Below are 12822 nucleotides of genomic sequence, written 5' to 3'. Positions count from 1 at the left end.
GATTAGAGGTCCTCCGAGCCGAGCATCATTTCGGACAGGCCTTTGCCGGCTTTCACCATGGGCCACACGTTTTCGGACTGGTCAGTAATGAAGTTCATGAATACCAGCCTGTCTTTCATGCCAAACGCCTCTTTCAGGGCGCCGTCGACGTCGCCCGGTTTTTCAATTCTCATGCCCACGTGTCCGTAGGCTTCAGCCAGCTTCTCGAAGTCGGGCAGCGAATCCATGTACGACTCGGAATAGCGCGAACCGTAATCGATTTCCTGCCACTGGCGCACCATGCCGAGGAAACGGTTGTTGAGCATGATGATCTTCGGCGTCAAGTGATACTGCTTGCACGTCGCCAATTCTTGGATGCACATCTGGATCGAACCTTCGCCGGTAATACAGGCAACGGTGGCATCCGGATTGGCCATCTGCACGCCCATGGCATACGGCAAGCCGACGCCCATGGTGCCCAGGCCGCCGGAATTGATCCAGCGGCGCGGCTTGTCGAAGCCATAATATTGCGCAGCCCACATCTGGTGCTGGCCCACGTCGGACGTGATGAAGGCGTCGCCCTTGGTGATCTGGAATACCTTTTCCACCACCGCTTGCGGCTTGATGACCAGGTCGGAGGTCGGGTATTTCAGGCATTCGCGGCCACGCCATTCGGCGATCTGCTTCCACCAGTTGCTCAATGCATTGACGTTCGGCTTGGCTTCGGCCGCGTCCAGTTGCGCCAGGAATTCGATCAGCACATCCTTGACGTTGCCGACGATGGGAATATCGACCTTGACGCGCTTGGAAATCGACGATGGATCGATGTCCACGTGGATGATCTTGCGCGGATGCGAAGCGAAATGTTTCGGGTTGCCGATCACGCGGTCATCGAAACGGGCGCCGATGGCGATCAGGACGTCGCAGTTCTGCATCGCCATGTTCGCTTCATAGGTGCCGTGCATGCCAGGCATGCCGACATACTGCTCGCTCGAGGCGCGGTAGCCGCCCAGGCCCATCAAGGTGTTGGTGCACGGGAAACCCAGGCGGTCGACCAGCTTGTTCAGCTCGGCCGAGGCATTTGCCAGGATCACGCCGCCGCCCGTGTAGATCATCGGACGTTCCGCTTGCAGCAGCAATTGCACGGCCTTGCGGATCTGGCCGGAATGGCCCTTGTCGACGGGACGGTAGGAACGCATCTCGACTTCCTTCGGATAGTCGAAATGGCATTTGTGCATGCTGATATCCTTCGGGATATCGACCAGCACGGGTCCCGGACGGCCGGTACGGGCGATGAAGAAAGCTTTCTTGATCGTCGCTGCCAGGTCCTTGACGTCCTTGACGAGGAAGTTGTGCTTGACAACGGGGCGGGTGATGCCGACCGTGTCGCATTCCTGGAACGCATCCTGCCCGATGGCGTGGCTCGGCACCTGGCCGGAGATCACGACCATGGGAATCGAGTCCATGTACGCGGTGGACAAGCCCGTGACGGCATTCGTGACGCCCGGACCGGACGTGACGATGGCGACACCGACCTTGTTCGAGCTGCGCGAATAGGCATCGGCGGCGTGGATCGCGGCCTGCTCGTGGCGTACCAGGATATGCTGGAATTTGTTTTGCTGGAAGATGGCGTCGTAGATGTAGAGTACGGCTCCGCCCGGGTATCCAAAGACGTGCTCGACGCCCTCTTCAGCCAGACAGCGCACGACAATTTCTGCGCCGGTAATTGGTCCTGCTGCTGCTTCGGTATTCATGAAACATTCCTTTCAAGGTCCATTGGAGATTGATCGGATGTTCTTTCCTGACGAAGTTCGCCGTGCGCGACAGTGCTCCTGCTTCCCTTTTCATGCGGTCACGACATTTCTTTGGGCACCCATAGATACCTTACAAAACAACGCTTAACGCAACTCGTTTGGCCGGAGTTTCTGTGGCGCCTGTACGAACCGCTCGCGCTTGTGGCGCGGGTTAGAACAAACTGCCTACAAATGAAAGCGCGTCTTGCCGCGGATGGCCTTGTGTGCCGGTCGCGACCTGACCATAGGGCTTTGGGGTGTTCAAAGCGTCCCATACGTTATCGCGTTGCACCATTATGGTCAAGGAAAATGTCAGCGCTGCTGCCTTTTTGCTCACCCGATATGCAAAAACCATGCGGAAACGCACATTTTTTGCTAGCATGCGCTCAGTTTACGAAAAGCAGTCCCGCCTCCTCTCCGCCCACAGCACACGCAGCCGTTAGCTCGCCCCATACCGCATGGCAACAGACAAAGAATTATCCGACTTTCTAGAAAATGTCGAGCGGCGCGCTTTCAAGCAGGCCGCCTACGCGGTCCGCAAGGAAGAATCGGCACTCGACATCGTGCAGGACGCCATGATCAAGCTGGCCGAAAAGTACGGCGACAAGCCGGCCGCCGAGCTGCCGATGTTGTTCCAACGCATCTTGCAAAACACCATACTCGACTATTTCCGCCGCGAAAAAGTGCGCAACACCTGGGTCAGCCTCTTCTCCGGCATGAAGCCCTCGGGCGACGAGCATGAGGATTTTGATATACTTGATACTTATGAATCGGAACAGGGCTCCAGCGCCGCCGAATCCTCGGCCGACCAGGTCGAACGCGCGCAAATCCTTGATTTGATTGATGCAGAGGTACAAAAACTGCCCTCACGTCAACGCGAAGCCTTCCTCATGCGTTATTGGCAGGACATGGATGTGGCTGAAACAGCGGAAGCGATGGGTTGCTCCGAAGGTAGCGTGAAAACACATTGCTCTAGAGCTACCCACACGCTCGCCGAATCGCTGAAAGCCAAGGGAATTAAATTATGAACACCGACGATCTCAATTTCGCTTACAAAGTGCGCCATGCACTGAACGAAAAACTCGACGACCTGCCCGCATCGGCCACCGATCGCCTGGCAGCGGCACGCAAACTGGCCCTGTCGCGCAAGAAGGCGGACGCGCCCGCCGCCGTCACCGTGCGTCAGAATGTGTTCGCCGGCGCGGCCAGCAGCCTGTTTGTCGAACCGCTGTCGTGGCTGGGTCGCATGAGCGTCATCATCCCCCTGCTGCTGCTGGTCGGCGGCCTGGTGGGCATCTATCAGTTTGAGCAGGAACAACATATTGCCGAACTGGCAGAAATCGACGCCGCCGTGCTGTCGGACGAACTGCCGCTCTCCGCCTACATGGACCATGGCTTCAACGCCTACCTGACGAAACGCGAGCAATAAACATGGCACGCTCGAGCGTACGCAAAGGCTGGCTGGCTGGCGGCATCGGCCTGGGTGCCTGCGCCCTCGCTGGCGCCGCCTGGGTAGGCGCGCAGCAACATGCCGCTCCCGTCGCCCCTCCCGTGGCGGCCGCGCCCGTGGTGGTGGCGCCCCCAGCCCCGGCCGTCAAGCCCGGCTCCCCCCGCACGGCAGGCAAAGGCGGCACGCCGAAGGCCGGCGATAACCCGTCCTGGAGCAAGCTGTCACGCGCGCAGCAGGAAGCCCTGCAGCCGCTGGCGGGCGAATGGAACAAGCTGGAAGCCTTGCGCAAGCAGAAATGGCTCGATATCGCCAGCCGTTTTGCTTCCATGACGCCGGACGAGCAAACCCGCGTGCATGAGCGCATGCGCGAATGGGTCAAGCTGACGCCGGAACAGCGCCGCCTCGTGCGCGAAAACTATACGCGCACGAAGAAGATTGATCCGGGTCAAAAAACCGCGCAATGGGAGCAGTACCAGCAATTGCCGGAAGATCAAAAGAAAAAGCTGGCGACGGAACTCGTGCCGAAAAAACCGCTGGGCAAAGTGCCCGCGATCAATTCCAACACGAGCAAGCCGCCCGTGCTCATGGCGCCCGCCACGCCGGCAGCGCCTGCCGCCGCCGCGCCCGTCCTGCCGCCCGCTCCCGCAGCGCCGGCAGTGCCGGCAAGCGACCCTGCCGCCGTGCCAGTCACGCCACCTACCACGCCTGCCCCACTGCCAACCAATGTCAAATAGCACGCCTGCCGCCAGCATCACTTCCCATCCCACGATCAAGCGTCGCCTGATTTCCATGGTGTACGAGTCGCTGCTGGCCCTGGCCGTGCTGTTCCTGCCCTTCCTGCTGTTTGAACTGGCCGTGCAGGGCGCGCATACGCCGCTGACGGAACACATGCGCCAATGCCTGGCCTTCCTCGTCATGGGCGCGTATTTCATCCATCAATGGAGCCGCGAAGGGCAAACCCTGGCCATGAAGACGTGGCGTTTGCAACTGGTACTGCCGGGCCATGCCCACGTGCCACTGCGCGTGGCCGCGTACCGTTACGTCCTGTCATGGATGTGGCTGCTGCCAGCGCTCGTGGCGGCGTATGCCTTCGACTTGCAGCACTGGACTGCCCTGGGTGCCATCGGCATCGGCATCCTGGCCTGGTCAAGCACGGCCCTGTTCACGGGCAATGGGCAATTCCTGCACGACAAGTTGGTAGGCACGCAGATCGTCCAATTGCCGGCCCCCGCAAAGAAGTCGAAGAAAGTCGCCGCCTGAGTTTTTGCGCGGCTTGACCTGGGTCATTGAAGCGCCACGGGGGCTCTGCGATCATGGCATGCCATGAATAATACCGCCCCCCTCCCCCACACACGCTTCGCCCCCTACCGCGAGGAAGTCTGCAGCGAAGACGAAGTCAAGCATCTCGTCCACACCTTTTATGCGGCCGCGCGCGACGACGTCATGCTGGGTCCCATCTTTGCCGCCGAGGTCAAGGATTGGGATGCCCATCTGGCAACATTGATCGATTTCTGGTCAGGCTTGCTGCGCGGCACCATGCGCTACCACGGCAAGCCTCTGGCCCAGCACGCGCAAATGGAAAATTTGACTCCCTGCATGTTCCGCCGCTGGCTGACCCTGTTCTTCGCCACGACCGAGAGCATGGGCAATGCGGCCCTGCAAGAGAAGGCCGATACCATCGCCTTGAATATTGCCGAACGGCTATGGAAAAGCTTTGCGGAAAACCACGCCATCACGGCGCCGCAGCTTTAGAACCTCTCGTAACCCTGCAGGTAGCGCCACTGACCTGACGGCATGGCGCCCATCGAAATGCGGCCGATGCGCAGCCGTTTCATGGCGACGACGTCCAGTCCCACCATCTTGCACATATGGGCGATCTGGCCCGGCTGCACGTTTTTCAGGGCGAAGCGCAAGCGCGTTTCGTTCTGCCAGCTGACCTTGATCGGCGGCAAAGGCTTGCCATTGAAGGGCAAGCCGTGATTGAGCAGCGCCAGGCCATTCTCGGCGATGGCGCCCGACACTTCCACGATGAATTCCTGCTCCACCGTTTTCGCTTCGTCGACCAGCTTGCGGGCCACGCGGAAATCCTGCGTAAACACCAGCAGGCCGGACGCCATGGTCTCGAGCGGATTGGTGATGGTCAGGCCAATCAGGTGGCGCTTGAGGAAGCGCGTGACAGAGCTGGGCGCCACATTTTCCGGCGTGAAAATTTCTTCGGGACGCAGGCAGCTCAAGGCTGGCTTGCCTTCCGCGCCCACGCCGCCATTGATGCCGGCCGGCTTGTGCAGCAAGATCGTCACGGGCGGCATTTCTTCCAGGGTAGCATTCGGCAGCAGCACCACCGTCTGATTGTCGGCCACGCGCGCGCCCGACTCTTCCACCAGCACGCCATCGACCGTCACCCAGCCGCCCTCGATATACAGCTCGGCCTCGCGGCGCGAACAGGGCACGTCTTCAGACAGGCGCTTGGCCAGGCGGACGGTGGGCATTTCAATAGGTGTGGTCATGGGGAGGCGCAAAAAGCAAGAGGAGGAGAAAGCCGGTATTGTAACCGACCCGCTCCTCCCCTCTTGTTGATTGCGCAGGTGGTTGTCGGATTACGCTGCGCTAATCCGACCTACGTAGTGCATCAGGCAGGTTGGATCAGCGGCTTGCCGCGTAATCCAACAATCAGGCCGTGGCCTTGGCCAATTCCTCGGCAAAGAAACGGTGCCCCATCTCTTCCAGACCCAGCGTTTGCAGCACTTCCTGCAGACGCTCCGTCGGGCGCTGGCGCGGCAAGTTCTTGTAACTGGCGATGATCAGTTCATTCTTCATCGAATGCTCCCAGCCCACCAGTTCCGTCACGCTGACCTGGTAGCCATGCGCTTCCAGCTGCAGGCAGCGCAGCACGTTGGTGATCTGGCTGCCGAACTCGCGCGTGTGCAGCGGGTGGCGCCACAATTCCGTCAAGACACTCTTGCCCAGGCTCTTGCCCTTGTTCTTCTTCAACACGGAAGCGACTTCCGCCTGGCAACATGGCACCAGCACCATGAACTTCGCCTTTTTCTTCAAGGCGAAGTGGATGGCGTCGTCGGTAGCAGTGTTGCATGCGTGCAAGGCCGTGACGATGTCGATCTGCTGCGGCAGCAAGGTCGATTCCGTCGATTCGGCCACGGACAGCGGTAAAAACGACATGCCGGGGAACTTGAATTTCTTCGCCAGCTCCTGCGAACGCTGCACCAGCTCTTCGCGCGTCTCGATGCCGTAGATGTGCGAACCGTCGTTGCCGTTCTTGAAGAACAGGTCGTACAGGATGAAGCCCAGGTAGGACTTGCCGGCGCCGTGGTCGACCAGCGAGACGCCAGGATGATCGAGCTGCACTTCGCGCAGCAGCGGCTCGATGAACTGCGTCAGGTGGTACACCTGTTTCAACTTGCGGCGGCTGTCCTGGTTCATCTTGCCGTCGCGCGTCAGGATGTGCAATTCCTGCAACAAGGCGACCGACTGGCCATCCTTGATCTCGGGCATGTTGCTGGCGGCCGTGATGACGTCTTTCGGCACAGCGGCTGCGGTGGCGGCGGGCGCCGCGGCCTTAGCGCGCTTCATCGATCCACGCCATCTGTATCGCTTCGAGCACTTTTTCGCCGCCGCGCGTGTGGTCATCGTCGAAGCCGTCCAGTTCCACCACCCAGTTGTGCAGGTCGGTGAAGCGCACGGTCAGGGGATCGATGTCCGGATGCGCGTCGAACAAAGCCTCGGCGATCACGTGAATGTCGGACCATTTCATGTTAGTGGCTGCCTTCGCTGACCTGGTTGATCGTGTATTTCGGGATTTCGACGACGAGGTCGGCCGCGGCCACGATGGACTGGCACGACAGCCGCGACACGGCTTCCAGGCCCCAGGCCTTGTCCAGCATGTCTTCTTCCAGTTCCGTCGCTTCGTTCAGGGATTCGATGCCTTCGCGCACCAGCACGTGGCAAGTGGTGCAGGCGCACGATTTTTCGCAGGCGTGCTCGATGTCGATGTCGTTTTCCAGCAGGATGTCGCAGATGGACTTGCCGGCCGGTGCTTCGATGACGGCGCCGTCCGGGCAAAGCTTGGCGTGCGGCAGGATAACGATTTGTGGCATGGTGTCTTCTTTCAGTCTGTCATTCGGGGCGCGGCCGCGGCGAGTGCCTGCGGCGCGCTGTTCAATTTTTGTTAAACGACCTGGTCGAGCGATTTACCCGTCAAGGCCGTGCGCACGCTGCGGTCCATGCGGCGCGAGGCGAAATCCTCGGTGCCGTCGGCGAGCGCCTCGATCGCCAGCTTCAAGGCCTGGTGGTCGATGGCGCCGCTTTGCGATTGCGCAATAGCATCACGCACCTTGTGCATCAAGCCATCCACGGTGACGCGTTCGGCGTCATCGAGCAAGCCGCCGTCTTCGTCCAGCGCCGACTGCGTGGCCAGCAGGATACGTTCCGCTTCCACCTGCTCTTCGCGCAAGGCGCGCGCCACCATGTCGACGTCGGCCGATGTGTACGAATCCTGCAGCATGCGGGCGATGTCGTCGTCGCCCAGGCCATACGCCGGCTTGACGCTGATCGACGCTTCCACGCCCGAGCGCAGTTCGCGCGCCGAGACGGACAGCAAGCCGTCCGCATCGACCTGGTACGTGATGCGGATGCGCGCGGCGCCCGCCACCATCGGCGGAATGCCGCGCAGCTCAAAACGCGCCAGCGAACGGCAATCGCTGACCAGTTCGCGCTCGCCCTGCAGCACGTGCACGGCCAGGGCCGTCTGACCATCCTTGAATGTCGTGAATTCCTGGGCTCTGGCGCACGGGATGGTCGAATTGCGCGGGATGATCTTTTCCACCAGCCCGCCCATGGTCTCGATGCCCAGCGACAGCGGGATCACGTCCAGCAACAGCCAGTCGTCGCCGGCGGCGCGGTTGCCTGCCAGCAAGTTCGCCTGGATGGCCGCGCCCAGCGCCACCACCTTATCGGGGTCGATATTCGCGTGCGGCGTCGTGTGGAAGAATTCGCTCACGGCGCGCTGCACGTGCGGCATGCGCGTGGCGCCGCCCACCATCACCACGCCGTCGACGTCGTCCGCATCCACGTTCGCGTCGCGCAGGGCCTTCTTGATGGCGTTCATGGTCTTGGCCACCAGGTGCTGCGTCATGGCGGCAAAGTCAGCCGCCGTGATGCGCAGGTGGATTTCTTCGCCCGAATTCAGGGCCGCATCGATCATCGTTTCCGACTTGGTCGACAGCGTTTCCTTGATTTCGCGCGCCTTCACCATCAGGATGGCCGTGTCTTCGTCCGACAGCGGCGCCAGCTTGGCATGTTCGCTGATCCAGCAGAACAGGCGGCGGTCGAAATCGTCGCCGCCCAGGGCCGAGTCGCCGCCCGTGGACAGCACTTCGAAGACGCCCTTGCTCAGTTTCAGGATCGAGATGTCGAAGGTGCCGCCGCCCAGGTCATACACGGCGTACACGCCTTCGGAAGCGTTGTCGAGGCCATACGCGATGGCGGCGGCCGTCGGCTCGCTCAGCAGGCGCAGCACGTTGATGCCGGCCAGCTGCGCCGCATCCTTGGTTGCCTGGCGCTGTGCATCGTCAAAGTAGGCTGGCACGGTGATCACGGCGCCCACCAGGTCGTCGCCGAGCGAATCTTCCGCGCGCTGGCGCAGGGTGGCGAGGATTTGCGCCGACACTTCGACGGGGCTTTTCACGCCGGCCACGGTTTTCAGCTGCACCATGCCAGGCGTATCCTGGAAGTCGTAGGGCAGGTTTTCCGCGTAGGCGATGTCGGCCAGGCCGCGGCCCATGAAGCGTTTCACGGAAACGATGGTGTTCTTCGGGTCGGTGGTTTGCGCAGCCAGGGCCTTGTAGCCGATGTTGGCGTGGCCGTTCGGCAGGTAGCGCACGACGGAGGGCAGCAAGGAGCGCCCGTCTTCGTCGTTGAGCACCTCGGGGATGCTGTTGCGGACGGTGGCGACCAGGGAATTGGTGGTGCCAAGGTCGATGCCGACGGCCAGGCGGTGCTGGTGCGGCGCGGTCGACATGCCTGGTTCGGAAATTTGCAGAAGTGCCATTGTATTCGTGCCTCGATTAATTTTTTGCGTGATGCAGTTGATGCCTGACGCGCATTATAAGTCGCGGGCCAGACTGGCGCTTGGCACGCCGGTCAAGCGATCGCCTGGTCAAGCCTCGATGGCCTCATAGGCAAAACGCACTTCCTCGCCGAATTTGTCGAGGAACATCAGGGCGCGCACGCTTTGCGCGGCATTCGCGTAGTCGGCCGCGTCCAGCTGGGCCGCCACCTGGGCCAGCAATGCCTTGCGTTCGCCGCGCAGCTGGCGGTCCAGGGCGTCGAGCGCGTCGGCATCCTTGCCGGCACGGGCGTCGCCCAGCTCTTCGCGCCATTCCATCTGCTGCATCAGGAAGCTGACCGGCATGGCCGTGTTCGACTCCGTCTGCAGGTCGACGCCATTGAGTTCGCACAGGTATTGCGCGCGCTTTTGCGGGCTTTTCAGGGTTTGATAGGCTTCATTGGCGCGCGTGGCCCATTGCATCGCCACGCGCTTTTCAGCGCTGCTGGCGTTGATGAAGCGGTCCGGGTGGACCTTGCCCTGCACGTCGCGGTAGGCCGCGTCGAGCGCGCTCATGTCGAGCGAGAACTGCGCCGGCAACTGGAATAATTCGAAGTGGTTTTGCATAATGGTCGGTGGTCGCTGTACCGCAATCGATGGGTACAGCGCACCGACCGGGGTCTTGCCAGCTGTTTAAATCCTGAAGGACTCGCCGCAGCCGCAGGCGTCTTTTTCGTTCGGATTGTGGAACTTGAAGCCTTCGTTCAAGCCTTCGCGCGCGAAATCGAGCTCCGTGCCGTCGATGTAAGGCAGGCTTTTCGGGTCGACGAAGACTTTCACGCCGTGCGATTCGAAGACGCTGTCTTCGGCCGCCACTTCATCGACATACTCAAGCTTGTAAGCCAGGCCCGAGCAGCCCGTGGTCCGCACGCCAAAGCGCAGGCCCATGCCCTTGCCGCGCCGTTCGATATAACGGTTGATGTGTTTCGCCGCTTTTTCGGTCAGTGTGATCATGTATTTCTCCGCTCCTGTTCCCACATGGGAACAGGTATCAAAATCCAACAAATTCTAGAGTGCCTGAAAAACGTTCAGGGCAAGGCGCATTGCCGAAGGCAGTACGACTAGTACGACAAGGCAATGCAACGCAGCCATGGGCGTTTTCTCAGGCGCTCTACGCTGCCGGATGGCGGGTCTGGTAGTCCAATACTGCCGCCTTGATGGCGTCTTCCGCCAGGATCGAGCAGTGGATCTTCACTGGCGGCAGGGCCAGTTCTTCGGCGATCTGCGTGTTCTTGATGGCCAGTGCCTGGTCCAGGGTCTTGCCCTTGACCCATTCGGTCACCAGCGAGCTCGACGCGATGGCCGAACCGCAGCCGTAGGTCTTGAATTTCGCGTCTTCAATCAGGCCATCGGCGCCGACCTTGATCTGCAGTTTCATCACGTCGCCGCAGGCAGGCGCGCCTACCATGCCGGTGCCGATGGTTTCATCACCCTTGTCGAAAGCGCCCACGTTGCGCGGGTTTTCGTAGTGATCGAGTACTTTGTCCGAGTAAGCCATTTTGATGCTCCTTAAATATTCTTGCCGGCCCCGTCAACAGGGGCCAGGGTGTTGGTTAGTGGGCAGCCCATTGGATCGAATTGATATCGATGCCATCTTTAAACATGTCCCACAGCGGCGACAGGTCGCGCAGCTTGTGTACTTTCGATTTCAGCAGGTTCACGGCGAAGTCGATGTCTTCCTCGGTCGAGAAGCGGCCGATGGTGAAGCGGATCGAGCTGTGCGCCAGTTCGTCGCTGCGGCCCAGGGCGCGCAGCACGTACGATGGTTCCAGGCTGGCCGAGGTGCAGGCCGAACCGGACGACACGGCAATATCCTTGATCGCCATGATCAGCGACTCGCCTTCAACGTAGTTGAAGCTCACGTTCAGGTTGTGTGGCACGCGGTGATCCATGTCGCCGTTGATGTAGACTTCTTCGATCTCTTGCAAGCCCTTGGCCAGGCGGTCGCGCAAGGCCTTGATGCGGCCGATTTCGCTGTCCATTTCTTCCTTGGCGATGCGGAACGCTTCGCCCATGCCGACGATCTGGTGCGTCGGCAGGGTGCCCGAACGCAGGCCGCGCTCATGGCCGCCACCGTGCATTTGCGCTTCCAGGCGCACGCGCGGCTTGCGGCAGACGTACAGGGCGCCCACGCCTTTCGGGCCGTAGGTTTTATGTGCCGTGAAGGTCATCAGGTCGACCTTGGTCTTTTGCAGGTCGATGACGACCTTGCCCGTCGCTTGCGCAGCGTCGCAATGGAAGATGATGCCTTTCGAGCGGCAGAACACGCCGATTTCGTCGATCGGCTGGATCACGCCGATTTCGTTATTCACCAGCATGACCGACACGAGGATGGTGTCCGGGCGCACGGCCGCGGCCAGCTGCTCGACGGTGATCAGGCCGTTGTCCTGCGGTTCCAGGTAGGTCGCTTCAAAGCCGATGCGTTCCAGTTCGCGCACCGTGTCCAGCACCGATTTGTGCTCGGTCTTGACGGTGATAATGTGCTTGCCCTTGGTCTTGTAGAACTGTGCCGCGCCCTTGATGGCCAGGTTGTTGCTTTCCGTCGCGCCGGACGTCCAGATGATTTCGCGCGGATCGGCGTTCACCAGGGCCGCCACGTAGCCGCGCGCCTCTTCCACGGCTTTTTCCGCCGTCCAGCCATACATGTGGCTGCGCGATGCCGGATTGCCGAACTGCTCGCGCAGGTACGGAATCATCTTGTCGGCGACGCGTGGATCGATCGGCGTGGTGGCCGAGTAATCCATATAGATCGGGAAATGCGGTGCGGTTTCAAAGTGCACTTGGCCTACGTTTTTTTCTGGGGCGTTCATCAATAACTCCTGCAATCAGCAACTGGTATTTTTGTCATTATCAACCGAGGGCGGCGTGGTTACGGTGCATCACCATCACGCTTTGTTCGGCAATCTTTTGTCTCTGCTGGTCGACCAGGTCCTGCAAGGACACAGAATCCAGATAATCGACCATTTTTTCGTTGAGTGTGGACCACAATTCATGCGTCATGCAGCGCGCACCCGTGGCCGCATCGGCGCCGTGGCAATGTTCCTTGCCGCCGCACTGCGTGGCGTCCAGCGGTTCGTCGACGGCGATGATGATGTCGGCCACCGTCACCTTGTCTGCACGGCGCGCCAAGCTGTAGCCGCCGCCGGGACCGCGGATCGACTCGACGATCTCATGCCGGCGCAGCTTGCCGAACAGCTGTTCCAGGTAGGACAGGGAAATCGACTGGCGCTGGCTGATGCCGGACAAGGTGACCGGTCCCTTGCCCTGGCGCAGGGCAAGATCGATCATCGCTGTCACGGCAAAACGGCCTTTTGTAGTCAGACGCATACATCCTCTGGTCAACTGGTTTAAAATATTGCGGTTTTTCAACTCCTCAAACCCCGAGTAGTTGAATGATTTAGTCAAGTATAACAAATTCGGCGGGGTTTGTCAGAGCGCCCCTCGATGACCACAGGGCTGGAAGGGGCATGGCCGGCCGC

16 protein-coding genes are annotated in these 12822 nt (G+C 60.7%); 5 read left to right on the top strand and 11 right to left on the bottom strand.

The annotated features are described in order from the left end of the window. Window positions 1-2 precede the first annotated feature (2 nt). A complete protein-coding gene (locus IGS58_RS07055; RefSeq protein ID WP_052139969.1) occupies window positions 3-1733 on the bottom strand; it encodes an acetolactate synthase 3 catalytic subunit in 1731 nt (576 codons plus the stop codon). A gap of 497 nt (window positions 1734-2230) precedes the next feature. On the opposite strand from IGS58_RS07055, the gene IGS58_RS07050 reads away from it, so the two are divergent. The 5 genes from IGS58_RS07050 to IGS58_RS07030 all read left to right on the top strand — a co-directional run bounded on the left by IGS58_RS07050 (window position 2231) and on the right by IGS58_RS07030 (window position 4974). Next, window positions 2231-2800, top strand: coding sequence for an RNA polymerase sigma factor (locus IGS58_RS07050; RefSeq protein WP_034779551.1), 570 nt, complete (start codon window positions 2231-2233; stop codon window positions 2798-2800). Next, window positions 2797-3201: a DUF3619 family protein gene (locus IGS58_RS07045; RefSeq protein WP_070255648.1), complete on the top strand. Its 405-nt coding sequence runs from the start codon at window positions 2797-2799 to the stop codon at window positions 3199-3201. The genes IGS58_RS07050 and IGS58_RS07045 overlap by 4 nt, the downstream gene beginning before the upstream one ends. A 2-nt stretch (window positions 3202-3203) precedes the next feature. After that, window positions 3204-3956, top strand: coding sequence for a DUF3106 domain-containing protein (locus IGS58_RS07040; RefSeq protein ID WP_230520949.1), 753 nt, complete (start codon window positions 3204-3206; stop codon window positions 3954-3956). Beyond that, window positions 3946-4482: an RDD family protein gene (locus IGS58_RS07035; protein WP_034779554.1), complete on the top strand. Its 537-nt coding sequence runs from the start codon at window positions 3946-3948 to the stop codon at window positions 4480-4482. Before IGS58_RS07040 ends, IGS58_RS07035 begins: the two co-directional genes overlap by 11 nt. A gap of 63 nt (window positions 4483-4545) precedes the next feature. Next, window positions 4546-4974 carry a group III truncated hemoglobin gene (locus IGS58_RS07030; RefSeq protein WP_230520948.1) on the top strand — a complete coding sequence of 143 codons (429 nt, stop codon included), beginning with the start codon at window positions 4546-4548 and terminating at the stop codon, window positions 4972-4974. Here the strand turns inward: IGS58_RS07030 and IGS58_RS07025 are convergent. The 10 genes from IGS58_RS07025 to iscR form a co-directional block, all read right to left on the bottom strand. Beyond that, the gene (locus tag IGS58_RS07025; protein ID WP_034779556.1) at window positions 4971-5729 is read right to left on the bottom strand and encodes an rRNA pseudouridine synthase; all 759 of its coding nucleotides are present in this window, start codon (window positions 5727-5729) and stop codon (window positions 4971-4973) included. The two genes, IGS58_RS07030 and IGS58_RS07025, sit on opposite strands and share 4 nt — an antisense overlap. Window positions 5730-5892: 163 nt before the next feature. Beyond that, the gene (locus tag IGS58_RS07020; protein ID WP_442908355.1) at window positions 5893-6810 is read right to left on the bottom strand and encodes a class I SAM-dependent methyltransferase; all 918 of its coding nucleotides are present in this window, start codon (window positions 6808-6810) and stop codon (window positions 5893-5895) included. Continuing rightward, window positions 6797-6991, bottom strand: a complete 195-nt coding sequence (gene iscX, locus IGS58_RS07015) for a Fe-S cluster assembly protein IscX (RefSeq protein WP_070255671.1) — start codon at window positions 6989-6991, stop codon at window positions 6797-6799. The genes IGS58_RS07020 and iscX overlap by 14 nt, the downstream gene beginning before the upstream one ends. A 1-nt stretch (window position 6992) precedes the next feature. Continuing rightward, the gene (gene fdx, locus IGS58_RS07010) at window positions 6993-7334 is read right to left on the bottom strand and encodes an ISC system 2Fe-2S type ferredoxin (protein ID WP_230520947.1); all 342 of its coding nucleotides are present in this window, start codon (window positions 7332-7334) and stop codon (window positions 6993-6995) included. 71 nt (window positions 7335-7405) lie between these two features. Next, window positions 7406-9286: a Fe-S protein assembly chaperone HscA gene (gene hscA, locus IGS58_RS07005; RefSeq protein ID WP_230520946.1), complete on the bottom strand. Its 1881-nt coding sequence runs from the start codon at window positions 9284-9286 to the stop codon at window positions 7406-7408. Window positions 9287-9394: 108 nt separating this feature from the next. Next, a complete protein-coding gene (gene hscB / locus IGS58_RS07000) occupies window positions 9395-9910 on the bottom strand; it encodes a Fe-S protein assembly co-chaperone HscB (RefSeq protein WP_230520945.1) in 516 nt (171 codons plus the stop codon). Window positions 9911-9976: 66 nt separating this feature from the next. Further along, window positions 9977-10297, bottom strand: a complete 321-nt coding sequence (iscA, locus tag IGS58_RS06995; protein WP_010399774.1) for an iron-sulfur cluster assembly protein IscA — start codon at window positions 10295-10297, stop codon at window positions 9977-9979. Window positions 10298-10454: 157 nt separating this feature from the next. Next, the gene (gene iscU / locus IGS58_RS06990) at window positions 10455-10841 is read right to left on the bottom strand and encodes a Fe-S cluster assembly scaffold IscU (RefSeq protein WP_034750082.1); all 387 of its coding nucleotides are present in this window, start codon (window positions 10839-10841) and stop codon (window positions 10455-10457) included. Window positions 10842-10896: 55 nt separating this feature from the next. Next, window positions 10897-12153 (bottom strand): IscS subfamily cysteine desulfurase, encoded by a 1257-nt coding sequence (locus IGS58_RS06985; protein WP_034779564.1) that lies wholly within the window; start codon window positions 12151-12153, stop codon window positions 10897-10899. A gap of 40 nt (window positions 12154-12193) precedes the next feature. Continuing rightward, window positions 12194-12670, bottom strand: a complete 477-nt coding sequence (gene iscR, locus IGS58_RS06980) for a Fe-S cluster assembly transcriptional regulator IscR (RefSeq protein WP_034779566.1) — start codon at window positions 12668-12670, stop codon at window positions 12194-12196. Between the last annotated feature and the right edge of the window lie 152 nt (window positions 12671-12822).

This window comes from Janthinobacterium sp. EB271-G4-7A (assembly GCF_020858075.1).
In the GTDB taxonomy this organism is placed as follows: domain Bacteria; phylum Pseudomonadota; class Gammaproteobacteria; order Burkholderiales; family Burkholderiaceae_D; genus Janthinobacterium; species Janthinobacterium lividum.
Note: the sequence above shows the minus strand (reverse complement) of the source record. Positions and strands in the feature narration are given on the sequence as shown.